This is a genomic window from Streptomyces bottropensis ATCC 25435, from assembly GCF_000383595.1.
Classification (GTDB): Bacteria; Actinomycetota; Actinomycetes; order Streptomycetales; family Streptomycetaceae; genus Streptomyces; species Streptomyces bottropensis.
Genome location: NZ_KB911581.1, coordinates 362,702 through 385,720 on the forward strand (window position 1 = coordinate 362,702; position 23,019 = coordinate 385,720).

Consider the following 23,019-nt stretch of genomic DNA (forward strand, 5'->3'; position numbering starts at 1 on the left):
CCGGAAGCCGTTGAGCGACGATAGATGACGGGCCCGACCATGGCATGGTAGGGCCCGTCAGCCGTTCGCCGGCCTGGAACCGGTTCCTTCGATCGACGTGTCAGAGTCTCCGGCAACCAGCGCTGGAGACCCTGCGTGTCTGGCCGGGTGATCACCGTGACCGGTGCGGAAGGAAGGCCAGCGGCGTGACCGCGGTAGGGGTGAGTTCAGCGGCCTTCGGGGCGGATCGGGCGCGGGCAGTGTTGCTGCGGGCTTGTTCGGCCCGGGTGCGTGGCGTTCGCCGAGGCGCTGGATGCGCCAGGTGAGGACTTCCGTTGGCGAGCCCGCATCGTCCAGCGGGCGTGGCCCGGCCGCTTGTTGAAGCAGGATGGCGGGGTCGTGGCCCGCGCGCTCGGCGTCCGCGAGCACGGCCGCGAATGCGTCCCGGGCGGTCTCGTCGAGGACTTGTTCGGCGTGGGCGGGCACGGCCGTGCGCAGGTGCTCGGGTATCGGTGCGTGACGTCGGCCGGCGGCTTTCCTACGACGAGCCGCGCCAGCGGGGCCGGTGCGGCCTGCCCGTAGGCGGCCTGGAGGTGGTGCAGGGTCTGCTGGGCGGCGGCGACCTGCTGGTCGTGGTGGTGCTGAGCGCTCCTGCGGCGCACGGCGAGGACAGGGAGGACGGCCGCGGTCGCCGCCGCCACGTTCGCGATCCGCCTGCGCTACCCGCTCGACACCTGGGTGCCGGTCCTGGACTTCGTCCAGGTCGAGCCCGCCCGGCTGCCGCAGCACGCCACGTTCTTCACCCTCGGTGTCCTCGCCCACCGCCACGGATGGCTCGACCGGCTCGATGCCCGCACCGGCTGGCTCTGGCTGACCGGCGGCCTGCTCGCCTTGGCCCTCCTGTTCGCCGTCGGCGCGGACGCGGACTGCTTCGGCCCGGCGGACTCAACGCCCCCGCCGCCCTGTGGTCAGCGTACGAGAGCGCCCTGTGCTGGCCCTGAGCGTCGGCCTGCTCACCCTGTTGCGCGAGACCGCCAGCGGCGACAACCGCCTGACACGCGAACTGGCGGCAGACGCGTACGCCGTCTATATCGACCATCTTCCGATCGTGGTGACCTTGCAGTACCACCTGGCGGACCGTGGCCTGTCCGCGACCGCCGCGTGGAGCATCGTCTCCGTCACCGCCGTGCCGACGTCCTTCCTGCTCGCTGCCGGACTGCGCAGGCTGCCGGGATTCCGGCGGGTGCTGTGAGTGAGTACGCATTGCCCTGCGGCGTTTCAGCACGTCGGAGGCGATGGACGAGGCACCCTCAGGATCGGGTTCCAGGCGAACCAGCCGAGAGCCTCGGCGCCCAGTTCCCAGGGGGCGTTCAGCAGCGCCTTCTCTGTCCTTTCCAGGTCTGTGGTGACCGAGTCCGGCGCTGGCCCGATGCGCTTCATCAGATCGCCGCGCTTGCGGAAGAACTCCTCGTCCTCGCCGCGCAAGCGACGGATCGCCGCCTTCACGCAAGCAGGCCATCTCGGCATACCGAAGTGGTCGTCGTGGGTTCCGAGCTGTGGGGCGGCCATGAAGATCAGGAAGTCGTCGTGCGGCAGCTGTTCCTCGAAGTGCATGAGGGTGTCGATGCGTCTCTTGACGTGCTTCTTGATCTCCCCCAGGAACCCCCAGCCGAAGTCCGTCAACGTCCCGTCGCACCCCGGCCAGACCGCCTCGCGGTCCAAGATCACGTCCTCCAGTTCCAGCAGACGGAAGGGCTCGCTGCTCCCCAAGGCGTCGAAGGCTTGTCGGGTCAGCCACGTGTTGCGGGCGAACATCGCGCCATCGTGCAGGTTCTTGCGTCGCTTGCTGGGTGGTGAAGCGTGCGCGTCCTCGATGGGGCCGTTGCGCCACACGAACAGCACGATCCCGTGGGCGGCTGCCCACCGAAGTCCCTCCGGGGACCGGAATACGCCCATCTCTTCGAGCCTCTGCCGCCCCCACGCCAGTCTTTCCCGCAGCTCTTCGTCCGTCACGACGCCATGCCCTCCACCCTCCGCGGCAGCCGCGCTTACCGGCTGACGACGTCCGTCCCGACGGTATGTGGTGCGACGCACCTGTGACAGGTACTTCGGTGGGCTCACGTGAAGTGGCCGTGGAGCGCCGGTCAACTACCGAGGACCGTCTCACGTGCCGCTCGTGCCCAGATGGCTTGCTGGCGCGTGGTGAAACCCATGCGGTCCCAGTGGAAGAGGACGTGCCGTGCCAGGATGCCGCGCAGGCCGAGCTGAAGGCTGCCCGCACGTGCCGCGTCCGCGAGGGTTCGGCCACCCCGCTCCATGCCTGTCACCCAGTTCCCCAACGGCACAAGTGGGCCGTCGGTGAGTGTGGGGCCGGCGTCGAGCGTCAGGAGGCGCCGTAGCGTGTCCGCCATGCGGCTGACCTGGTCCGGGGACACGTCTTCGGGGAGTGGCCGTCGGGCTTCGATCTGCCCCCAGACGTCTCCTTGTTCTCCCCATTCCAGTCCGGCCGCCCGCAGGAACAGGGCGGTGACGAGGAGGGAGGTCTCTTTGGCTCCGAGGAGGCCGCCGGTGCCTTCGGCGGCGTGCTGGTGGTAGTGGAGGACGCCGACGCTGTCGGTGTGGAACAGGGTGTGCCCGAGCATCAATCCTTCCGTACCACCGAACGCGATGGTTTCCGGCTCGTACAGGGAGGACCACCACCCCTTGGCCACGCCCCAGGACAGTGCGCTGTCGAGGGCTTCGGTGACCTGCGCGACGGCGTCTTTGATTCGCGCGTCCGGGCTCGCCTGGACGCGCAGGCGCCAGCAAGGGACTTGCGCACGAACCACCATGTTCCGACCGGCCCGGTGCGCAGGACCGGCAGGATGTACGCACGGAAGGCGCGTTCCGCGGTGGGGTAGTCGGCGAACTCGATGTTCACCTGGTGCCAGCCTGCGGGTGAGGTGGTGAGTGCGGCGCGACCGGCGGCGCGGTACCGCTCAACCGCGTCGGCCAGTCGAGCAGGGGATGTGCGTACCTCGCCGGCGGCCTCATCGAGGGGCGTTCCCGCGAGGACGGACAGGATGGCGCCCTCCATCGCAGTGGTGCCCGTGTGGTCCACGTCGTCCCCCTCAGCACAGGAGCAGGCAGGCATCCCAGTCGGTGGCGGGCGCGGCCCCCGGTTCGGCGCACTGGAAGGCCAGGGCCGCTCCTGCCGCCCCTTCGAGGAAGCCGGCTTCTTCCGGAGGGGGAGGGCGAGGGAGCGTTCACGCAGTTCGGGGAGCCGGTCCGTGAACACCGTGGGGGCCTCGGCGTCCTCAGCGACACGTTGCACGGTGCGCAGGAGGCCGCCGACTCCGTGGCACAGGCCGCGGGTGGTGAGCTGGTCGAGCTGGTGCGGGTCGGACAGGCATAACAGGAGAGCGCGTTCGGCCATCCTCTTGCGGTCCTCGTCGCCCAGGGCGATCGCAGCGAGCTGCTGCGCACGAGCCAGTCCGGGGACGCCGTAGCACCAGGACGGTGCGGTCGGCGCCACGGGTGTCGGGTTTGTATCGGTGATCCAGCGCGGCCAGCGAGTTCCGCGGTGGTCGCTGCGGCGTATGCGGTCGAGCCAGTGGCAAATGCGGGCCATGGCGGTGTCATGGTCGTTCACGGTGATGCCGTGGCGCTTGGCCAGTGCGAGGAGGGCGAGCGGGCCGGCGATGCCATGGGCGAGACCGGCGTTGGCATGACCGCCCGGCGTTGCCGCCTGGTGGCTGGCCGGGGCATGCTCGACCCACCAGCCGGGAAGCGGCTGCCCCTTGGGCCCGGTCACAGGTTCGCTGAGCCGCACCAGGTACTCCAGGACGGCCTTGAGCTCGTCGCTCTCCGGCAGGCGCCGCAGCAGAAGGGCACCGAGCCCGGTCAGGCCCCGGAACAGGTCGTACTCGGCGAAGCTGGCGTAGCGGCCCTGGCCGATGCGCGCGTGGGCGGCAGCCAGGCGGCGGCGGGTGTGTGCGGCGACACTGGTGTCCAGTGCGTGCAGTGCTCCGGCGTAGCGGTCGCTGTTGGTGGCGGCGAGGTGCAGGACGTACGTCATCGCGGGTGCGCCGAGGAACAGGCTGGCATCGTCTCCGTCGATCAGGGGGCCGACGGCGGCGAGTTGCCGGTGTACGGACTGCCATGGGGCGAGCCCGCGCCGGGCTCGTTCTATGTGGAGCAGGGTGATGCCGAGGGGGCCGTGCGCGAGGGACTGCCGGGTGGCCAGGTCGGCCCCGGGGGCGGGCGGGGCGGTGGTCACCGCGGGGCTCCTTGGGTGCGGGCGGTCCAGGACAGGGCGGCGGCGCGGGCGAGGCGGCGGCAGGTGGCTTCGCTGCCGGGGTCGATGCCGGTGGTGCGGTTGTGGTGCATGTGCAGTAGGGATGGCAGTACGGCGGCTGGGTCGGCACCGTTGCCTTTGAGTGCCTGGTGGTAGGCGGTGAGGGCGTCTCGGCGCCGGGCCCACGATGTGGCGACGTAGGCGCAGTCGGGCAGGGACCGCAGGGAGGCGTGGTCGGGGTCCGGGGTGCTGAGACGGATGGCCGTGGTGAGTACGTCGCGGGGTGCGGGGTCGCCGTCGTTCTTCAGAAGGTTGGTGGTGAGCCATGCCCGGCTGTCTGCGGGTGAGCCGAGGAAGGCGTCGGCGATGTCCACGAAGCTGGCGGCGGTGACGGCAGGCCGCAGGCGATCGGGGATGGGTAGGGCCAGCTGCGCGAGCGCGGCGGCGGAGTCCGCGGCGAAGAACCGTTCGGCGGCCTCGAGGACGGTGCCGGTGCCGTAGCGGCCGGTCTCCGGCTCGTCGGTGGCCCATTGCACGCGCTGGATCAGACCCTCGGCGCGTAGCTCTGCGGCCCACGCGGCGACGCGCTGTGCGGCGTGGCCGAAGGCATGCGGGTCTGGCAGGCGGAGCCGCAGTCGCAGGTGGCTGTCGGGGTCGGCGTAGCGGGTGAACCACCAGGTCGGCTCCTCGGTTCCCCAGTCGCTCAGCAGCCGCGGCAGGTGGGTGGTCAGCACCTCCGGCGTGCGGTCGGAGTTGCCGTACAGCTTGAGGTACGCCCACTCGCTCGCGCCCGGTATCCGGCCGGAGGTGCGGCTCACCACGGTCGCGGTCCGGGAGATGGATGTGAGGGTGGGCGGCTGGTCGGCGGCGAAGGGCACGGTGATCTCATGCGCGCGTCCCACCCAGCCGAACGCGCTCTCCGGGGGCGCCTCGTGGAGCACCACCGTTCCGTTTCGGTCCAGTTCGGCCTGGAGAAGTTGGACGTGGGCGGGGATGTCGAGGTCCAGGCGCAGCCGCTGGTCGTCGCTGCCGACATAGACGGTGCGCGGCACGCCGTAGCGGATGCGCCAGTCGGTTAAGCGGAAGGCCCAGTTGTCCCCGCCGAGGTCTCGGGCGCGGAGTCGCCAGCACGCGGCGGACAGGATGGTGCGGCCGACGCGTACTTCGGGCAGGAACGGTAGTTGGGCTGCCGCGCCCCAGGCGAAGGGCAGCAGGACCGCGGCGTGCGAGCGGTGCAGTTCGCACACGAAGCGGACCAGTGGATGGGTGGCGTTGGCGAGTTCCACGGCGTTCATGACCGACGGCTCGACGGGCCGGCCGGTGGCAAGCTGCACCAGGTACAGGCGCTGGGAGTCGGCGACGACGCCGAGGCCGTCCAGGTCGAGGGTGGCGTGCGGGTTGTGCTCGCTGACGGATAGCACCTTCGGCACGACGGCCGGGGCGCGGGCGACGTTGTACGTGGGCAGCCGCAGCGGCGGGCTGGAGACCTGGCCTCGGGTGGCGCCGGCGGCGAGCGTCGGCAGGTTGGCGTACGCGGCGATCATCCGCTCCCGGTCGGGTCGCTCCAGCATGGTCAGGAAGCGGCCGGTGGTGGTGCCGGCGGCGAGGGAGAGCCCGGCCGTGATCAGGGCGAACCGGCCTCGCTCCAGGTCCTTCAGGGAGGGCGACAGCACGGTGAAGCACAGTTCGACGTGCGCGGGAACCTGGTCGGGCTCGCCGAGGGACAGCGCCTGGATGTCCTCCTCGCTGAGGACGATCTCGCGCTGGTCGCTGAGGGCTGCGTTCTGGGCGAGGGCGAGGAGGTACTCGTCGCGGCGGCTTATCGCCAGCACTGGGCGCTTCAGGACCGTGCCGCGGTAGCCGACCGGAAAGCCGAGGCCGGTGTCCGGGTCGGTGAGGTCCCGCAAGGGGACGATGGCGCCCATGCTGTAGCGCTCCAGGAACCGCGCCCGGTAATCACTCCACGCCGGAGAGCCGTTCGGGTACGGCGTGACCCGGGCCATGACCTCCAGGGCGCGCTCAGCCTCACGTGTCACGATCTCCGGGAGGACGATGTCGAGGTCGGGCCGTAGGTTGACGACCAGGGTGCGGTCCGTGATGCCGGTGAGGGCATTCATCCTTGCGCCGGCCTGTGCGCGGAGAGAGCGTTGTTTGTCCAGTGGGCCGCTGTCGTGGGCGCTGAGGAGCGTGCGAATCTGCCGCAGCTTTCTGGCCGTGTCGGAGGCGACTTCGGCTGTTTCGAGCTGGTCGACCAGGTGACCGAGCGCGTCGTCGCACGTCATGGGGGCGTGCAGGCTGCCCAGCAGCACGCGGTGCGCGACAAGGCTGCGCAGCATGTCCTCGATCATCGCAGGCGGGGTGTCGGGGTAGTCGCTGGACAGCTTGGCCGTGAGTTCGCTGACCTTTATGGGTGTACGGGCGAGAGCCAGTACCGCTTCGACGGCCGGGGTGCGCCGTAGCCGCGTATCGGTGGGGCCGTCAGCGCTGCCCGGCTGGTGCTGCACAGTGATGCTGCCCCCTCGCACGGTGCAGGTGGGGTCGACGATGACATGCAGGTGCCGCAGGACGGCCAGGTCGCGTTCCAGGACGGTGATGACGTCCTTCAGCCATACCGCGTCGGCGCGGGCGAAGGCGCGGTGTTCGGCGCCCCACTGGACTCGGGCTGTACCCCCGACACGTATGGGTGCGGGACTACCTCACCGGACACCTTGACCAGTTGCACTACGACACCGCACTCGAAGCGGGCTGGCCCATAGCCACCGGCTCGGTCGAAGGCGCCTGCCGTCACCTCATCGGCGACCGCCTCGACATCACCGGCGCCCGCTGGGGCCTCGCCGGCGCCGAGGCCGTCCTCAAGCTCCGCGCCGTCCACGCCAACGACGACCTCGACCCCTACCTCGCCTACCACCACACCCGCGAACACCAGCGCACCTACCCCGACCAGCACAACTACCAACTCGGAGCCTGATCAACGACCTTCCCCGGAGAGGATCCGCACCCATCGTCTTCTGCATGCGCGACGACTCGGTGTGGCTGCGCTGCAGGGCCGGTCACGAGGCGCGAGAGCCTCGTTTGGACGCCGCCTGGTACAACCGCAATTCCAGTCCGGTAGACCAGTGGCACCCGACCCTTGAGGACGGGCTGCGTCACCCCGGCCACTGACCCCGAAACCCCTCACCCCTGCCCCTGGATATCGCCGGCGCCGGAGGACCGGCCTGGTCAGACCGTCAGCTCCGCAGCCACTTAGGGGTTTCACATGCGCCTTCACACCACGACCGCCCTCAGTCTGAGCGTCCTCACCGTCCTGGCCATGGCGGGCTGCTCCACCGGCAGCACGCCCACTGACGGTCCGGTCTTCCCCGCCTCCGCGCCCAAACAGCAGGAAGGCAAGCACGCTCCGGCACTCGCACCGCTGTCCTCGGCCGAGCTGAGCAAGCGCCTTTTGGACGAGCGGGACCTCGGCGAGGGATATCTCCGCAAGCCACAGCAGCCCAGGGGACATGACGACGTCATAGCGTCCGGTTGCCCGGCCCTGGACGAGCTCGGCGGCGCGGCTGTTGTCGGTGGCGGCCTCGACTTCCCGCGCAAGGCGAAGACGTCCTTCACCTATGCCCACGGCAGCAACTCGGAGGTGGCGGAGGAGTTGTACAGCGACACCGAGGAGAGGCTCTCGAATGGCGTGGGCCGGATCTTCGAAGCGATGACCTCCTGCCCCACGTACCAGCTCTTCTTCGGCAGCACCCCTGTCAAGGTGTCGACTCAGAAGGTGGCCGCGGCCCGGCTGGGCGATGAGCTGTGGAGCCAACTGCTCACCTTCACCGGCAGTGGACGCAGCCACCTCGTCAAGCAGACAGCTGTCCGCACTGGGACGGTGGTCGTCGTGGTCTCCGGCAGCCCCGGCCTTGTTGATGCCCACTTGGCGAAGGCGGTCGACAAGGCTCACAGCGCGGGCTGAGCCCGCCACCCGGAATTACTGAGTGCCTTCGGCGCACGCGGCGACTGCCTTCTGCAGGCCAGTGAAGTCGGTCTCCAGCGGGTTGAGGCGCTTGAGGCTGGACGGCCTGATGCTCTTCTGGCCGGGACACCGCTCATCCAGGACCCGGGTGGGCAGGACGTAGAAGGTCCACTGGCCGAGGTCCAGGGGATCGAGGGTCTGCTTGTCCTGGTGATGCAGCAGGCAGAAGACGTACACGTCCGAGCGGCGCAGTACTTCGGCCGAGGTGGTGCCAGTCTCTGCGTCCCAGCCGGCAGCCGGCGCGATGCCGAACTGGACCTTCGACGCCCCGGACTGCGCCCACGATTGCAGGTAGGCCGTCGACTTCACCTCGACGCGCCACCCTTCGGGCGTGCGGATGTCGACGGTGTCCCATTCGGTGCGGGTGCCGGCTGCCGCGCCCAGGGCCGTGGCCACGAGATACTCGGCCAGGACACCCCGCATAGTGTTGTTGGCCAGGTCGGAGCAGGCCCAGCTCCAGAACTCGCCGAGTCTACCTACTGCTTCGCCGTTGGCCCGTATCGGCTCGCTGCCGCCGCGGCGCGTGATGACCAGCGGGCCAAGATCGGCGTTGCTCATGCTCTCCTCCTGACGACGGCCTGCGGCGAATGGAGCTCAGCCTGACAGCAGTCACTGACAACGGAGTTGGGACCTTCCCGGAGCGGGGCCGCTGTCACCGAATCCGTTGGGTGACGCGAGCTGACGGGTCCGACCATGGCGTGGTCGGGCCCGTCAGTCGTTTGCCGACCTGGAAACGGTTCCTCCGATCGACGTGTCAGGGTTGCCGGTAATCGGCGCGGAAGAGCCTGCCTGTCTGGCCGGGTGATTACCGTGACCGGTGCGGACTGGACGTCAGCGGTGTGACCGCAGGAGGGGTCTGCTCAGCGACCTGCGGGTTGGATCGGGCGCGGGCAGTGGTGCTGCGGGCTTGTTCGGCCCGGGCGCGCGGGCCGGGCGCGTGGCGTTCGCCGAGGCGCTGGACGCGCCAGGTGAGGACTTCGGCCGGTGAGCGGGCATCGTCCAGCGGGCGTTGCCCGGCCGCTTGTTGGAGCAGGGTGGCGGGGTCGTGGCCTGCGCGTTCGGCTTCCGCGAGCACGGCAGCCAATGCGTCCCAGGAGGCTTCGTCGAGGACCTGTTCGGCGTAGGCGGGCACGGCCTTGCGCAGATGTTCGGCGTATCGGCGTGTGGTGTCGGCCGGCGGCTTGCGTTCGGCGAGCCGTGCCAGCGGGGCCGGTGCCGCCTGCCCGTACGCGGCTTGAAGGTGGAGCAGGGTCTGCTGGGCTGCGGCGACCTGCTGGTCGTGGTGGTGCAGGACGCTTCTGCGGCGTACGGCGATGACGGCGAGGATGGCGGCGTCCACGAGCATGGCTACGAGGCTGTCGTCGGCGGGGTGGGTGCTCATGGTCTTCAGGGCGCCGCGGATGGCGCGGGCATGCTGATGGCCCACGCGGGCACGGGTGTTGACCGCGTACTCGAACGCGAAGGCCGCCTGGCGCAGCTCGGAGCGGAGGTGGGCGGGGGCGAGTGCGGGCAGGGCGTAGAGGATCTCCCCGAACGCCACCAGATGCGCTGAGGCTGTGGCCGGGTTGTCCTGGGCGAGGTGGTGGGGGATGCGCTCGATGGTGGCGGTGGCCTGGTGCCACGGGTTCGGCCGAGGCCGGCCTGCTGGTTGCGGGGCGGCGGGTTCGGTGGCGGCGAGGCGTTCCTGGATCTTGGGCAGGGACAGGTCGGTGGCGAGACTGGAGCCGGAGTACCAGATGGGCTCGAAGTCGGTGTTGGTGTCGTCGGGCAGGGCCACCTTGTAGCCCTTGAGGTCCCCGGAGGGCAGGGTGCGGGTTTCGACCTGCAGGCCCGCGTCGGCGAGCAGGTTCAGGAACTCCTCCACACTGTGAGCGTGGGAGACCGCGGTGCGCACCATGCGGCGCAGCTGCTCGCGCGCCGCCCGGTCGCGTCCGTTGCGGGCGGCCTTCTCCGTCTCCGCCCGGGTGGGGCGCTTGGCGGCGGGCCAGGTGTCTCGGTCGCGGTTGACCTGGTGGAGGCCGAAGTCGGTCTCGATCTCGCTGAGTTCTGTCATGACGCGGTGGTAGTCGTTCCAGTTGCGCGGCGGGCGCAGGTCCCCGCGCATCTTGGTGGCGACGATGTGGATGTGGTCGTCCGCGTGGCGCACGGCGATCCAGCGGCAGCCATCCGGATCACCGTGTGGGGCGATGCCGGTGGCGTTCAGGACGCGGCGGGCGATGGTGGCCCACTCGGCGTCGGTCAGGGTGCGGTCCTCGGGTGCGGCACGGAGCGAGCAGTGCCACACATGCCCCTCCGGGGCCTGGTCGCCGACCTGCTTGACCCGCAGGTCGAGGGCCTTGACGAGCTGCTCCATCCGCTCCTTGTGGCTGGGGCTGTCTTCGGGTCCGGGGTCGGGGGCGAAGCCGTCCCAGGAGGCAACGATGTGCTGGTCGGTGTGCACGGTCGCCGTACCCGGACCGAAGAGGTAGATCAGCACGCCCCGGGTCCTGCTGCCCGGCTTGACGATGTTCGCGATCACACCCGGCCCGCCTTCTGCCCGGCCGCCCGGAAAGCGGCCTCGTCCACGGCCTTCACAGCGTCCCGGGCAGTGGCCAGGAGGCGTTCGGCCCGCTCCAGAATGGCGGCGTCCACAGGGTGTGAATCGCCGCCGGAGTTGAGGCGGCGGGCGATCTGGTTGACGTTGGTGCCGATCCGGGCGATCTGGGTGCGCAGGGCGGCGAACTCATCGATCACGTCGTCGTAGACCGTGCGCTGGTCGGGCAGGTGCTCCTCGCCGTTGACGAAGGCCATGACGACCGCGCCGACCAGGTGCGCGCCGGTGATGTCCAACGCCTTGGCCTTGGCGAGGATCTTCGCTTTCTCGCCGACGCTGTAGCGGGCATCGACACGCTCCTTGCGCTGCCCGTCGCCGCTGGCTTCGCGGCGACGGGCGACACGGTAGAGCGCGGCTTCATCGGCGGCGCGCACGACAGCGGGCTGCTGCTCGGCGACGACGTCTTCGCCCACCCCCTCCTGCTCCGGCACGCCCTCGTGCCGGAGCTCCCCCTCCGCCACCCCCGGGGCGGAGGTGCTCGCGATGGACCGGCCCATGGACGGTCCATCGCCATTGCTTGCTGCGCGGTTGTCCGGGGCGTTGGCCGTCTCCTGCCGGTTGGTGTCTTCGTGGTGTCGGTCGTGCACGTGTGGTTCTCCGAGGGTGTGGTCGGCAGGGGAGCTGAGCCGCCGAAGCGCCGAGCTATGGCAGATGAGGCCAGTGGCCGGAGCGATGCGACGGTTGTGAGAGCTGCGGTAGGTGCTGTCAGGGGCAGGGCTGTGGTTGCGAGGGGCGCTTTGGGGACCGGTCCCCAAAGCGCTGCGGTGCACGGTCCCCAGACAATTGGGGACGGGACGCGACGCTCATCGGGGACGGTCCCCCTGACACGTCGTCACGGGGACCGTCCCCCTTTCACCCCACGGTCCCGGTCCCCGCAGGGACCGAAGGGGGCTGTTCCGGGGACGGTCCCGGTTGCTGGGGACGCTCCGGGGACCGCAATAAAAGTCCCTCTGAGCTGCGGTTTCAGAGGGGACCGGTCCCCGGCAGCCGTCGGCACGGTCCCCGGGACGCGGTCCCCGAAGTGCTCGTCGGGGACCGCGTACGACCGGTTCGGGACCGACGTTCGTAGCCCCACGAAGCTGCGCGAGGAGCGAAGTCGGACCGCGTCAGGCAGCTCGGTGTCGGTCCATCCGGGCAGCGGCGAGGTCGACGCGCGACGGGTGGGGAGTCGTACGTACGGCATTGCCCCGGGCGGCTCCGTCAGGGCTCGCCCTGCGTTGACGGCACGGGGAGCCCACGGGGGCGTGGCACCAGTCGCACCGGACACCGAGCGCATCGGGGACGCCCTCGGCGACGGCGGCCTCGCGCGCGGCGCGGGTCGGACGGTAGCGGGCCAACTCGGCACGAACGGTCGGCGGGATGCACGAACCGATCTCGTGCAGGCGCTCCTCGACGTCCCGAGGCCGGCCATCGCTGGTGATCTGCCGGTGCGTCGACGGGGCGGCCGTGCCGGCGGCGACAGCGTTCCGGGCACGGAGCAGCTCGGCACGCCAGGCGGCCGGATCGTCGGGGTCGGCAGTGGGAGTGGGGTCGGTGTGCCGGTCGAGGCGGTCGCGTCGGTGGGTACGCCATCTGCGGGCGATGTCCACGGGCAGGATCGGGTACGGCGAGTCGAGGATGTGGGACCGTATCGCTTCGCGGACGTCCCAGCCGTGGTCGGTGGCGAAGGGCACGTCGTCGAGCAGCTCCTGCCACTGGGCGATCTGGCCACGGGCCTCGCCCGTGCCGGTGCGGATGGTGCGGGGGTCGAGGCGTCCGATGTAGGCGAGGACGGCGGCGACTTCGCGTCGGTGCAAGGGCGGGTTACTCCGTTCCGGTCGGGTCGTCGAGGGCGGCGAGCAGGGCGGCCATGTGCGCTTCGGAGCGCGTCATGCCGGTGGCTGCGGTGGGGGTGCCGCCAGGCAAGGCGTAGAGGTTGGGGCGGCCAGGGGCTGGGGTGTGCTCCCGAGCGATCCACGCGCGCCAGTCGGCGGCCCACGCGTCGATAGTGCGGGGCGCCCAGGTGGCCCGGTAGGTGCGCCACTTCTCGTCGGCGGCGCGCAGGGTGTGCTCGCCGAGTCGGTCGAGGTGGCCGTGGTGCTGCAGCCAGGCACGGGCATCGTCGTCGATGTGCCACTCGATGGCGGAGATGAGCGGGGCAGAGCTGCTGCTGCTCTTACCGTTCACCTTCGGTTCTCTTCTGTTCTGGGGGCCGGAATCTGCACCCCCATCGGGTCGGAATCCGTACCCCCCGGGGGCCGGATTCCGTTCCCCGGGGTCGGATTCTGATCCCCTCTCGAAGTGCTCGGCAGGGTCGGATTCCGATCCCCCGAGGGTCGGATTCCGCCCCGATGGGGGGACCGGATTCCGGTCCCCTTCCCGGGGCTGGTCCGCGAGGAACCGGGCGGCAACCGGGAGGACGTAGTACGTCTCTCCCCGTGGCCCCTTGCGGTCGGGGAGCTGCACCAGCTCGCCGCTGGCGATCAGATTCGCCAGGGCGTCGCGCACAGCGGTGCGGGAGGCGTTGGCGCGTTTCATGAGGGTGGGCACGGACGCGTAGGCGACGCAGTGCCGGTCGCGGCACCGGTCGGCGATCAGGGCGAGGACCATGCGGGCGGTGCCCTTGCTGCGGCTGTGGTCCCAGACCCATTCGCGGGCGTCGTAGCTCATCGGGCGGCGGCTCCTAGGTCAGGACGGGGAGGTGCGATCGGCCCTCGTCGGGCGGTGCACAGGGAGGGGGTTGCACACAGCCCCGGTCCGAAGGCGCGGGGGAGGGCTGGTGGCGTCGTATGGCCAAGACAGCCACACCCATGCCGCACAAGTCCAGCATTCCGCCGGGAAATCAGACAGCTGACGGCGAACGTGTGCTGCGAGGCAGGAATAAAACCATAAACCCGGATCGCCGGTTGCCGAAATAATGCACCGTCAGGTGAAGCCAGAAGCATCACATCGGGAACCCGTTGACTCCCGCTGAGAGTGCAAGCTACAACACAACACCCCACGTCAGAGCATGCCATCGGGCTGGCGAAGACACCGCCAACCGGACACTCGGAACCCGGCCCAGAGGTAAGCCCCGCCCGTTCGCCGGGCGCAACATAGCCGACGATCGCCGGTTAACCAAACCGGTGAATGGAAGCTACAAATGGAGCCATGGCAGCACGATCCCTGGAAATCGGGCCGGCCGGAATACGGACCGCTCGCACCATCGAAATTCTCCGCACCGAACGCGGCCTCGCCCAGCGCGAGCTCGCCGCCCGCGTCACCGCCCTCGGCCGTCCGATGACCAACACGATGCTGTCCCGCATCGAACGCGCCCAGCGCCGCTGTGACATCGACGACCTCGTCGCCCTCGCCCAGGCTCTCCGGGTCTCGCCCCTGGCTCTCCTCCACGGGACCCGCACCGCGTAGTTCCAGGCGACGCCGCCGAACGGCCTGCCACGCCCAACCACATCCGAGTAAAGGACCCAACGCCCTTGCGCCGACCCGCAATACCCCCTGCCTTTCCCCGCTCCCAGCGCACCGCCTGCACCGCCTGCACCGCGCAGGAGGTGACCGCGCATGGCTGACCGCCTCCTGACCGTGGCCGAGGCCGGCGACATGCTTGGCACGGGCGAGCGCTTCGTCCGCCGCCTGATCGCCGAGCGCCGCATCCGCTACGTGAAGCTCGGCCGCCCGGTCCGCATCCCCGAGAGCGCGATCACCGAGTACGTCGAGGCACGCACCGTCGAGCCGGTCCGCCGCCTCCGTGCCCGCTACGGGAAGGCGGCCTGATGGCGGCACGCAAGCCGCAGCGGCGGCGCGAGTTCGGCACGGTACGCAAGCTCGCCTCCGGCCGATGGCAGGCCCGCTACCTCGGACCGGACGGCCAGCGGCACAAAGCACCGGAGACGTTCGAGACCAGGTCTGACGCCCAGGACTGGCTCAACCTCGTCCGCGCGGACATCGAGCGCAACGCATGGAGCGACCCGGACGCCGGCGCGGTCAACTTCGAGAAGTACGCCCTGCGTTGGATGGAGGAACGCGGCCTGGCCCCGACCACGGTCGACCGCTACAACGCGCTGCTGAGCCTGCACATCCTGCCCACCTTCGGTGGTAAGGACCTGGACGAGATCGCCCCGCCCTCCATCCGTACCTGGAGGGCCGAGCGACTGAACGCCACCGGCGCCACCACCGTCGCCAAGTCCTACCGCCTGCTGAAGGCCATCCTCCAGACGGCGGTCGACGACGACCTCCTGCGCAGTAACCCGTGCCGTATCAAGGGCGCAGGAAAGGAGGAGGCCGACGAGCGCCCGACCGCGACCGTCGACCAGGTATTCGACCTCGCCGACGCCATGGGCCCGCGCTGGCGCCTCATGGTCCTGCTCGGCGCCTTCGCCTCCCTCCGCCCTGAGGAACTCGCCGAACTGCGCCGTCACAGTCTCGATATCGACGAATGCTCCCTGCGCGTCACGCATGCCTCACCGGAGCTGACCAACGGAAGGAGGGTGACAGGCGACCCCAAGTCCCGTGCGGGGAAGCGCACCGTGTACCTGCCCGACTTCATGCAGCCCGAGCTACGCCGACATCTTCAGTGGTTCGCCGAGAAGGAGCCCGACGGCCTCCTGTTCGTGGGTGAGAAGGGTGCACCCTTCCGCCGCTCGACCTTCGGCCGCAAGTGGCGCAAGGCGCGTACCAAGGTCGGCGTGCCGGAGAACTTCCGCTTCTACGACCTGCGCCACACCGGTAACAACCTCGCCGCCGACACCGGCGCCAAGATGAAGGACCTCATGGTCCGCGCCGGTCAGTCCTCGGAACGGGCCCAGCTGATCTACCAGCACTCCACGGCGAAGCACCAGCGCAAGCTCGCCCAGGACATCGACGCCGAGGTGCGACAGCAGCTGAAAGAAGCCGACGGCGGGCGTCAGCAGGCCCTTGAGGCATGATCCACGGCAGCTCCACGTGGCTTCGGCCGAGTTCCGGCCGGGGCCACGTGAGCGGCATGACCCCAGCGGCTCTGTACAGCGGGGGAGGGGGACCAAGGCGAAGTCGGGCTTGACCTTCGAGCTGGGTTGAAGGTTTACCGTCGGTGGTGTGACGAGCTACCGCATCTCGCAGCTGGCCGAGCGCTCAGGTGTTCCGGCCACGACGCTGCGTTTCTACGAGACCGCCGGGCTGCTGCCCGCCGAGCGGACCCCGTCCGGGTACCGCGTCTACGGCGAGGACGCGGTGGAACGGCTGGCGTTCATCTCCTCGGCCAAGCTGCTGGGTCTGGCGCTGGAAGAGATCCGCGAGCTGCTGGATGTCCGCGAGGAAGGTGTGTGCGCCTCGGTCCGGGCCCGGATGCTGCCGCTGGTGGCCGACCGGATCAAGGACACCGACGGTCGGATCGCCGAGCTGCGCGCGTTCTCGGCCCACCTGGCCGGAGTTCATACCGTGCTGTCGGGCCCGGCACCGGCGGGTGCGTGCGGCTCGGACTGCGGCTGCACGACCACCAGTGTCCCGGCGGCCGGACCGGTTCCGGTGACGCTTTCGCCGACCCGCCCCACCTCCGGATCGGAGCGGGAGACGTGGCGGGACGCCCCGGTCGCCTGCACGCTCGGCGGCGCCGAACTGGGCGAGCGCGTCGAGCAGTGGCGCACGCTCGCCGGGAAGGCCGAGCAGCGCGAGGAGATCGGCGACGGGCTGCGGCTGTCCTTCCCGCCGGAGGCCGAACTCGCCGGACAACTCGCGGCGCTCGCCGCGGCCGAGCAGAGCTGCTGTGCGTTCTTCGACTTCACCCTGCACCTGACTCCCGATGCCCTTCAGCTGAGCGTGCGCGCGCCAGAGAGCGCCGCCGGAATGCTGGCCGAACTGTTCGGAGCGACCGCATGACGCCTCCCTCATCCCGTCCACCTCGCCCGTGGGGCACACTCGGCGCGGGCACGGCTGCCATCGCAGCCTGTGCCGTGTGCTGCGCCGGCCCGCTGCTGGCGCTGCTCGGCGGTATCGGTATCACCTCCGCGATCGGCGCCCTGTGGATGCCCGTCCTCGCGGTACTGGCCGTAGCCGCCGCAGCAGGAATCCTCGTCGTGCGTCGGCGGCGACGGGCAGCGGCCTGCCGCACCACCCCGGCCCCCGCCGATCTCGGCATGCCCACCGTCCGGCCGGCGCCGAAGGACAGCGCGCCGTCGCGCTGAGAGGCCGAGCATCGCCGGTGTCCGAGCTGGTCGTGTGACCTGTGAGGATGGGCGAGAGGTCTGCCGCGGGGCGGCCGGTACGAACACGAGGGAGCAGGCAGGGTGTCGCAGAAGGGACCGCAGGGCCTGGTCGAGCGGATGGAACACCACCAGGTCGCGATCTATCTCGCGGCGATGGCCGTCGGCGGGCTGCTGGGCCGGCTGGCCCCGGTCGTCGGTCCGGGGCTGGAGCACGCCATCAACCCCCCCGTTCTCGGCACCCTCCTCTTCGTCACCTTCCTCCAGGTCCCGGCCGCCGAACTGGTCCGCTCGCTGCGCGACGGCCGTTTCCTCGCCGCGGCCCTGGCCGTGAACTTCGTGATCGTGCCGCTCATCGTCGCGGCGATGTTCACGTTCCTGCCCGAAGACCAGGCCGTGCGGGTCGGTGTGCTGCTGGTACTGCTCTGCCCGTGCGTGGACTACGTGATCGTCTTCTCCGGGCTGGCCGGCGGCTCCAGCCGCCGCCTCCTGGCCGCGACCCCACTGCTTCTCGTGGCCCAGATGCTCTTGCTGCCGCTGTTCCTGTACCTGTTCATGGGCTCCGAGCTGGCCGAAGTCGTTGAGGCGGGCCCGTTCCTCGAAGCCTTCGCCTTCCTGATCCTCATCCCGCTCGCCCTCGCCTGGGCCCTGCAGGCGTGGGCCGCGCGTCGGCCGGCCGGACAGAGGGTCTCCGACGCGGCGACCACCACGATGGTGCCGCTGATGGCCGCGACCCTGCTGACCGTGGTCGCCTCCCAGATCCCCAAGCTCGGCGACAGCCTCACCGACGTCGCCGTCGTCGTCCCCTTCTATGTCCTGTTCCTGCTGGTGATGGCCTTCGCCGGGAAGGCGATAGCCCGGCTGTTCCGGCTCGACACTGGCGCCGGACGGGCCATCGTCTTCACCGGCGCGACCCGCAACTCCCTGGTCGTCCTGCCCTTGGCCCTGGCACTGCCCGACGCCCTCGTGGTCGCAGCGGTCGTCGTGGTCACCCAGACGCTGGTCGAGGTTCTGGGGATGGTCGCCTACGTCCGGCTCATCCCAAGCCTGCTCCCCCTCGACAAGCGCGAGGACGACGTACCCGCCGCATCGTGAGCGATGGCCGGCAGTCAGCAGCACGACACCGCAGCCGACGGCAGCGCGAACTGTCGCTTTGCGTATGCGACTTCACCACCCCGACGCCTGCAAGTGGTGCAGGTCACAGAAAATGCGTCTCACTATTCGAGACAAATGGCTGACGTGTTGTCAGAAACTACCCTCTAGTGGTCCTCTGGTGGGCACATTCGCGCGACTTAGGGCACGCGGAGGGCACGAAGCCCTCAAAATGGTCTAGACAACAAACAAACCCCAGGCTGCTGACCTGGGGTTTCTCTCTGGAGCGGGTGACGAGAATCGAACTCGCGCTCTCAGCTTGGGAAGCTGATGTTCTACCATTAAACTACACCCGCGTAAGACGCCGGTCGGTGCCGGTGTCGGAACGCGTCGTTACTTTACCTCATGTCGGGCCCCGCGCGTTGAAGGCGTGGGGCCCCGTTGTGTTTGTGAGGCGGGGACGGGGCTGCGGGGCGCGGGAGTTGGGGCGTACGGTGGAGGTGCGGAAGAGGGTCCGGGTGGGGCTTCGGCGGGATCGGAGTGCCGCCTGGAGGGCCGTCCCAAGTATCCCGTAATGTGGCGGTTCGTCGTCAGGTCGACGTAGGTCGACAGCCAGACGCGGCTCTTGGGGAAGGGACTCTTGGACTTGATGGAGCGCACCGTCGTCCGCTGTGCCGATGGGCACATGTTCAGCACCGCTTCGTTCCCGATGCAGCAGGCCGAACGCCTCGGCCCCGGCCGGCTCATGCGCTGCCCACGCTGCGCCCGGTTGCGCAGTGTCGTACCAGTGACGCTGCAGAAGCGGTAAAGCAGCAGCACGGGAAGCGGGCACAGCGGGAACAGACAGGCGCGCGGGTTCGTCCAGCTGGTTAGGGACGGTCCGCGCGTCTTGCGTATCCTCAGGGCGTGCTTCTCTCAGACAAGGACATCCGGGCCGAGATCGACGCCGGACGGGTACGCATCGATCCGTACGACGAATCCATGGTGCAGCCGTCGAGCGTCGACGTGCGTCTCGACCGGTTCTTCCGGGTGTTCGAGAACCACCGGTACCCCCACATCGACCCGTCCGTCGAACAGTCCGACCTCACGCGGCTCGTGGAGCCCGAGGGTGACGAGCCGTTCATCCTGCATCCGGGCGAGTTCGTGCTCGCGAGTACGTACGAGGTCATCTCTCTCCCCGACGATCTCGCCTCGCGACTGGAGGGCAAGAGTTCCCTCGGGCGGCTCGGGCTCGTCACGCACTCCACCGCCGGGTTCATCGACCCCGGTTTCTCCGGGCACGTGACCCTTGAGCTGTCGAACCTCGCGACGCTTCCGATCAAGCTCTGGCCGGGCATGAAGATCGGGCAGCTGTGCCTGTTCCGGCTCAGTTCGCCGGCCGAGTTCCCCTACGGCAGCGAGCGCTACGGCTCCCGCTACCAGGGGCAGCGCGGGCCGACCGCCTCCCGGTCCTTCCTCAACTTCCACCGGACCCAGGTGTGAGCGCCGGGCAGCCGGCCGGGACGAGCGACGACGCGCCCGCACCCCGCGAGAACCTCACCTACGAGGCGTTCGGCACCGCGGTACGCGAACTCGCGCAGACCATCGCCGACGACGGGTACGAGCCCGACATCATCCTCTCCATCGCCCGCGGCGGCGTCTTCGTCGCGGGCGGGCTGGCCTACGCCCTGGACTGCAAGAACATCCACCTCGTGAACGTGGAGTTCTACACCGGCGTCGGCACGACCCTCGACATGCCCGTCATGCTCGCACCCGTCCCGAACACGATCGACTTCTCCGACAAGAAGGTCCTGATCACGGACGACGTCGCCGACACGGGCAAGACGCTCAAGCTCGTCCACGACTTCTGCCTCGACGCCGTGGCCGAGGTCCGCTCCGCCGTGATCTACGAGAAGCCCCACTCCCTCGTGAAGTGCGAGTACGTGTGGAAGCGGACGGACGACTGGATCAACTTTCCGTGGAGTGTCTTGCCTGTAGTGCGGAAGTCGGGGGAGCCTGTTACTCCGTCCAAGGAAGCGCTCTGACTTGGTTCGTGTAACCGGGAGTTACACCGCCAGTGATCTTGAAAACCGTCGTGGCGCGAGTCACCGTGGGTTCAAATCCCACACCCACCGCCAGGCGAAAAGGCCCCTGACCAGGTCATACGGTCAGGGGCCGTTGTCGTGTGCGGTGCCCGCTCAGCACCGTGGTTCCCCGTGGCTTCCCGCTGGATCGGGCACGGATGGGGCACGAGCACCTTCTGATCCGTAGGCGTGTGCAGCACCGTCACGAACCGCTCGCCTGCTGGGATCCGTTGGCTCGTGCGCCGATCACGGGGGTGCCACGGTGCGCGGTTGTACGCCTGTGTTGATGTCAGCTACTGATGTCGCTCAACATGCCGGGGTCGGGGGCGTGTGGGGTGGGTCAGAAGCAGCCGGGGCCGGTGGCGGGGTTGAAGCAGGCGTTGACGCCGGGGCCGCCATCGTTGGTGTTGGTGCCGGGGCCGCCGAAGAGCGCGTCGCTGCCGGGACCGCCGAAGAGGGCGTCGTTGCCGTTGTTGCCGTTCAGGTTGTCGGCGCCGTTGCCACCTTCGATGCGGTCGTTGCCGTCACCGCCGGACAGTACGTCGTTGCCGTCGCCGCCGCAGATGATGTCGTTGCCACCGCGGCCGTCGACCACATCGTTGCCGCCGAGAGCGAAGATCACGTCATTGCCAGGAGTGCCGATCAGGATGTTGTTGCCGTTGGTACCGGTGATGGTGGCCGTGGCGGTCGCGCAGGTGGGGGGCGCCGGCTCGTAGGTGACGGTCACCTGGGCCGGCCCCGCTGCGGGAGCGGAGGTACCACCCGTGGGGACGCGGTTCGACCCGCCACCGCCACCACCAGGACCTGCCGTGCCATCGCTGTTGATTTGGCCGCAGCCGCCTCCTCCGCCGCCTCCGAACCAGCCGCCTCCGCCGCCGCCTCCCCCGAAGCCGGTGCCGCCGGTGCCGGCGGCACCGGCCGTACCGTCGGTGCCGGCGGTGGTGGGGTTCGGCGAGCATGCGGCTCCGCCGGTGCCGCCGGTGGTCTGGGTTCCTCCGCCACCGCCGACGCCGCTCTGCGGTCTGTCGCCGCCGTCGCCTCCGGTGTCGCCGGCGTCCCCGCCGGTGGCCTCGGGGACCTGGAAGTCGCCGATGGCGGAACCGTAGCCGCCGCCGCCTCCGCCTCCGGCGACGATGAGACGCGGGTCGGTGCCGGGGCTGCCGGTCAGGGTGCAGCCTGGGCCGGCCGAGCTGCAGGTGCGGACGTCGCTGGAACCGCCGCCGACGCCGCCCGAGAAGTTTCCGGTGCCTGGTCCGCCGCCGGTGTTGACGTTCACGAACAGGGTGCTGCCCGGGGTAGCGGTCAGGGTGCCGGTGACGGTGGCCCCGCTCCCGCCTGCGCCACCATTAGGCACGTTTTGGCCTGTGGCGCCTGTGGCGGTGACCGTCAGTTGGGTGACGCCGGACGGGACGGTGAAGGGCTGGTCGGCGCCCACGTTGAAGGTGACCGTCACCGGCGCCGCAGCGGCGGGCGTGGCCGTGGGCACGACCAGGGCCGCCGGCAGTGCCACCGTGGCGAGCAGCACGGCAGCACGCCGGGCCGGGCGCCTCCGCTCACCCGCGACTCCGGCGCCACGTCGCTGGAGCATCGCATGTTGCAGGGTCCGTCTCACGATGGGGACTCCTCGGCAAAGAGCGCGGCACTCAGCACACGCCACGGACATCGGTTGATGTTCAGGCCCCTGCCGGGACCGCCCGACGATCAAGCCACACCCGCCCTGCGTGGTCGTACAGACACACCGTCATACCGCCCGCAATCCACCGACCAGACGCTCCCCGACCCCGAACTCGCTCCGGGAGCAGCCAGGGTGGTTCAGGGCTCGCCCACCCGTCGCTGCTCTCGCCAGGTCTCCTGCTTCCATCCCCGGCAACTCACCCTGGAGCGTCGAACAGCCGGTCGTCAGGCGGGCCGGGCAGGTGCTCGACGCCTGAGTGGGCCTGGCTGTCGGTGACCGCTCCGGGCGGCGGGGCGTGGTGGTGCGTTCGCTTCGGTCTGCCGGCGCCGCCCGGGTGGGCCGGGGGTCAGGTGGCCGGGTGGGTGCGGACGCCCCAGGGTTCGAAGTCGTAGATGGTCTCGTTGATGCGGAGGCCGTCGACGGCGCCGATCCACATGTAGTCGCGGCCCTTGCCGACCGCGGCGCTGTAGAGGGTCGCCGGGTCGCCGCCGTCCTGGAGGGCGGCCATGACCGTGTCGAAGTCGCACAGGTCCGACTGCTCGCAGTTGGTCAGGCCGCCCGCGGCGCCCGTGAGGAACCAGGTGCCCGTCTCGGTGGCGTCGAGGTAGTCGGTCCAGCGGTTGGTCACCGGGGCGGCGGCCGGTACCCACACGAGCGTGGAGTAGTTGACGCCGGCGTTCGGGGCGGCCAGGTTCGGGTCGATCTCGAACCTGATGTTCGGCATGTTCGTCGGGCCGCCGTAGGTGACGTTCTCGCCCGTCTGGAACACGTGGAAGCCGACCTCCTTCAGACCCGACACCGGCCTGCTGAAGAAGTCGACCTCATTGCCGAAGTCGACCTTCTCGTTGGGGGCGGGCGCGGTGGTGGTGCTGCCCGATACCTCGATGCCCAGGCTGCCCCGGCCGTACGGCGGTCTCCCCTCCGGGCCCAGCACGCCGAAGGAGCCGAACGGGCCGTTGCGCAGCTCGGCGACGGGGGAGCCGATCGTGTTGCGGGTGATCACACCCCAGTGGTCCGAGCGGCCCTGGTGGCCACCGCCGTCCCCGCCCTCGTCCCCGTTTCCGTTCCCGCTGGCGGAGGCGGTCCCGGGGAGGACCGCGGCGGACATGGCGACGAGCAGTGTGGCCAGGAGGATCGTTCCCCGGCGGACGCCAAAGCGAGCTTTCACGCGCAC

Annotated in this window: 21 protein-coding genes, 1 tRNA gene and 2 pseudogenes; 12 read left to right on the forward strand and 12 right to left on the reverse strand. The window is 69.9% G+C overall.

The window, feature by feature from the left end; all coding sequences use genetic code 11:
* The first annotated feature begins 270 nt into the window (after positions 1 to 270).
* Both STRBO_RS45825 and STRBO_RS0101670 read left to right on the forward strand, forming a co-directional pair.
* Positions 271 to 561 (forward strand): hypothetical protein, encoded by a 291-nt coding sequence (locus STRBO_RS45825; protein ID WP_020113677.1) that lies wholly within the window; start codon positions 271 to 273, stop codon positions 559 to 561.
* Between the two features lie 406 nt (positions 562 to 967).
* Positions 968 to 1,231, forward strand: coding sequence for a hypothetical protein (locus STRBO_RS0101670; RefSeq protein ID WP_020113678.1), 264 nt, complete (start codon positions 968 to 970; stop codon positions 1,229 to 1,231).
* Between the two features lie 26 nt (positions 1,232 to 1,257).
* On the opposite strand, the gene STRBO_RS0101675 is transcribed toward STRBO_RS0101670, so the two are convergent.
* The 4 genes and pseudogenes from STRBO_RS0101675 to STRBO_RS0101690 form a co-directional block, all read right to left on the reverse strand.
* The gene (locus STRBO_RS0101675; RefSeq protein ID WP_005483563.1) at positions 1,258 to 1,992 is read right to left on the reverse strand and encodes a hypothetical protein; all 735 of its coding nucleotides are present in this window, start codon (positions 1,990 to 1,992) and stop codon (positions 1,258 to 1,260) included.
* A 131-nt stretch (positions 1,993 to 2,123) separates the two neighbouring features.
* The gene (locus STRBO_RS0101680; protein WP_078531549.1) at positions 2,124 to 2,810 is read right to left on the reverse strand and encodes a thiopeptide-type bacteriocin biosynthesis protein; all 687 of its coding nucleotides are present in this window, start codon (positions 2,808 to 2,810) and stop codon (positions 2,124 to 2,126) included.
* Positions 2,811 to 3,319: 509 nt separating this feature from the next.
* Positions 3,320 to 4,237, reverse strand: a pseudogene (locus STRBO_RS39815) (lanthionine synthetase C family protein); the annotation flags it as partial.
* Complete coding sequence (locus STRBO_RS0101690) at positions 4,234 to 6,936, reverse strand: lantibiotic dehydratase (RefSeq protein ID WP_078531551.1); 2,703 nt, start codon at positions 6,934 to 6,936, stop codon at positions 4,234 to 4,236. The pseudogene STRBO_RS39815 and the gene STRBO_RS0101690, both read right to left, overlap by 4 nt.
* Positions 6,937 to 6,947: 11 nt before the next feature.
* Between STRBO_RS0101690 and STRBO_RS0101695 the strand changes: the two are divergent.
* Positions 6,948 to 7,223, forward strand: a pseudogene (locus STRBO_RS0101695) (ISKra4 family transposase); the annotation flags it as partial.
* Positions 7,224 to 7,511: 288 nt separating this feature from the next.
* Positions 7,512 to 8,210 carry a hypothetical protein gene (locus tag STRBO_RS0101700; RefSeq protein WP_005483574.1) on the forward strand — a complete coding sequence of 233 codons (699 nt, stop codon included), beginning with the start codon at positions 7,512 to 7,514 and terminating at the stop codon, positions 8,208 to 8,210.
* Positions 8,211 to 8,225: 15 nt separating this feature from the next.
* On the opposite strand, the gene STRBO_RS0101705 is transcribed toward STRBO_RS0101700, so the two are convergent.
* From STRBO_RS0101705 to STRBO_RS0101725, 5 genes are all read right to left on the reverse strand, one after another.
* On the reverse strand, positions 8,226 to 8,828 hold the full coding sequence (locus tag STRBO_RS0101705) for a hypothetical protein (RefSeq protein ID WP_005483576.1): 603 nt from the start codon (positions 8,826 to 8,828) through the stop codon (positions 8,226 to 8,228).
* Between the two features lie 247 nt (positions 8,829 to 9,075).
* The gene (locus STRBO_RS0101710) at positions 9,076 to 10,788 is read right to left on the reverse strand and encodes a relaxase/mobilization nuclease domain-containing protein (RefSeq protein ID WP_005483577.1); all 1,713 of its coding nucleotides are present in this window, start codon (positions 10,786 to 10,788) and stop codon (positions 9,076 to 9,078) included.
* Positions 10,785 to 11,450: a MobC family plasmid mobilization relaxosome protein gene (locus STRBO_RS43635; RefSeq protein WP_005483579.1), complete on the reverse strand. Its 666-nt coding sequence runs from the start codon at positions 11,448 to 11,450 to the stop codon at positions 10,785 to 10,787. The genes STRBO_RS0101710 and STRBO_RS43635 overlap by 4 nt, the downstream gene beginning before the upstream one ends.
* Positions 11,451 to 11,969: 519 nt before the next feature.
* Complete coding sequence (locus STRBO_RS0101720) at positions 11,970 to 12,659, reverse strand: zinc finger domain-containing protein (protein ID WP_005483580.1); 690 nt, start codon at positions 12,657 to 12,659, stop codon at positions 11,970 to 11,972.
* A 7-nt stretch (positions 12,660 to 12,666) separates the two neighbouring features.
* The gene (locus STRBO_RS0101725) at positions 12,667 to 13,512 is read right to left on the reverse strand and encodes a hypothetical protein (RefSeq protein ID WP_005483582.1); all 846 of its coding nucleotides are present in this window, start codon (positions 13,510 to 13,512) and stop codon (positions 12,667 to 12,669) included.
* A 480-nt stretch (positions 13,513 to 13,992) separates the two neighbouring features.
* Here STRBO_RS0101725 and STRBO_RS0101730 point away from each other — a divergent pair, with 480 nt between their 5' ends.
* From STRBO_RS0101730 to STRBO_RS0101755, 6 genes are all read left to right on the forward strand, one after another.
* Positions 13,993 to 14,250, forward strand: coding sequence for a helix-turn-helix domain-containing protein (locus STRBO_RS0101730; RefSeq protein WP_005483584.1), 258 nt, complete (start codon positions 13,993 to 13,995; stop codon positions 14,248 to 14,250).
* A gap of 150 nt (positions 14,251 to 14,400) precedes the next feature.
* Complete coding sequence (locus STRBO_RS0101735; protein WP_005483585.1) at positions 14,401 to 14,613, forward strand: helix-turn-helix domain-containing protein; 213 nt, start codon at positions 14,401 to 14,403, stop codon at positions 14,611 to 14,613.
* Positions 14,613 to 15,764, forward strand: coding sequence for a tyrosine-type recombinase/integrase (locus STRBO_RS0101740; RefSeq protein ID WP_005483586.1), 1,152 nt, complete (start codon positions 14,613 to 14,615; stop codon positions 15,762 to 15,764). Before STRBO_RS0101735 ends, STRBO_RS0101740 begins: the two co-directional genes overlap by 1 nt.
* A 148-nt stretch (positions 15,765 to 15,912) precedes the next feature.
* Entirely contained in the window at positions 15,913 to 16,692 is a 780-nt protein-coding gene (locus tag STRBO_RS0101745; protein WP_005483587.1) for a heavy metal-responsive transcriptional regulator, read from the forward strand.
* On the forward strand, positions 16,689 to 16,997 hold the full coding sequence (locus STRBO_RS0101750) for a hypothetical protein (RefSeq protein ID WP_234360664.1): 309 nt from the start codon (positions 16,689 to 16,691) through the stop codon (positions 16,995 to 16,997). Before STRBO_RS0101745 ends, STRBO_RS0101750 begins: the two co-directional genes overlap by 4 nt.
* A gap of 138 nt (positions 16,998 to 17,135) precedes the next feature.
* Positions 17,136 to 18,110 (forward strand): bile acid:sodium symporter, encoded by a 975-nt coding sequence (locus STRBO_RS0101755; protein WP_173531639.1) that lies wholly within the window; start codon positions 17,136 to 17,138, stop codon positions 18,108 to 18,110.
* 279 nt (positions 18,111 to 18,389) lie between these two features.
* Here the strand turns inward: STRBO_RS0101755 and STRBO_RS0101760 are convergent.
* Positions 18,390 to 18,463, reverse strand: a tRNA-Gly gene (locus STRBO_RS0101760).
* Between the two features lie 550 nt (positions 18,464 to 19,013).
* Here STRBO_RS0101760 and dcd point away from each other — a divergent pair.
* Positions 19,014 to 19,589 carry a dCTP deaminase gene (gene dcd / locus STRBO_RS0101770; protein ID WP_005483590.1) on the forward strand — a complete coding sequence of 192 codons (576 nt, stop codon included), beginning with the start codon at positions 19,014 to 19,016 and terminating at the stop codon, positions 19,587 to 19,589.
* Positions 19,586 to 20,131 carry a phosphoribosyltransferase gene (locus STRBO_RS0101775; RefSeq protein ID WP_005483591.1) on the forward strand — a complete coding sequence of 182 codons (546 nt, stop codon included), beginning with the start codon at positions 19,586 to 19,588 and terminating at the stop codon, positions 20,129 to 20,131. The genes dcd and STRBO_RS0101775 overlap by 4 nt, the downstream gene beginning before the upstream one ends.
* A gap of 379 nt (positions 20,132 to 20,510) precedes the next feature.
* On the opposite strand, the gene STRBO_RS45320 is transcribed toward STRBO_RS0101775, so the two are convergent.
* Positions 20,511 to 21,782 (reverse strand): calcium-binding protein, encoded by a 1,272-nt coding sequence (locus STRBO_RS45320; protein WP_158690983.1) that lies wholly within the window; start codon positions 21,780 to 21,782, stop codon positions 20,511 to 20,513.
* A gap of 409 nt (positions 21,783 to 22,191) precedes the next feature.
* Positions 22,192 to 23,013 carry a hypothetical protein gene (locus tag STRBO_RS0101785; protein WP_020113682.1) on the reverse strand — a complete coding sequence of 274 codons (822 nt, stop codon included), beginning with the start codon at positions 23,011 to 23,013 and terminating at the stop codon, positions 22,192 to 22,194.
* Between the last annotated feature and the right edge of the window lie 6 nt (positions 23,014 to 23,019).

Coding starts and splice junctions, on each gene's coding strand:
- STRBO_RS0101680 (WP_078531549.1), bottom strand. CDS start 2,810: ATGGTGGTTCGTGCGCAAGTCCCTTGCTGGCGCCTGCGCGTCCAGGCG.
- STRBO_RS0101700 (WP_005483574.1), top strand. CDS start 7,512: ATGCGCCTTCACACCACGACCGCCCTCAGTCTGAGCGTCCTCACCGTC.
- STRBO_RS0101705 (WP_005483576.1), bottom strand. CDS start 8,828: ATGAGCAACGCCGATCTTGGCCCGCTGGTCATCACGCGCCGCGGCGGC.
- STRBO_RS0101725 (WP_005483582.1), bottom strand. CDS start 13,512: ATGAGCTACGACGCCCGCGAATGGGTCTGGGACCACAGCCGCAGCAAG.
- STRBO_RS0101730 (WP_005483584.1), top strand. CDS start 13,993: ATGGCAGCACGATCCCTGGAAATCGGGCCGGCCGGAATACGGACCGCT.
- STRBO_RS0101735 (WP_005483585.1), top strand. CDS start 14,401: ATGGCTGACCGCCTCCTGACCGTGGCCGAGGCCGGCGACATGCTTGGC.
- STRBO_RS0101740 (WP_005483586.1), top strand. CDS start 14,613: ATGGCGGCACGCAAGCCGCAGCGGCGGCGCGAGTTCGGCACGGTACGC.
- STRBO_RS0101750 (WP_234360664.1), top strand. CDS start 16,689: ATGACGCCTCCCTCATCCCGTCCACCTCGCCCGTGGGGCACACTCGGC.
- STRBO_RS0101755 (WP_173531639.1), top strand. CDS start 17,136: ATGGAACACCACCAGGTCGCGATCTATCTCGCGGCGATGGCCGTCGGC.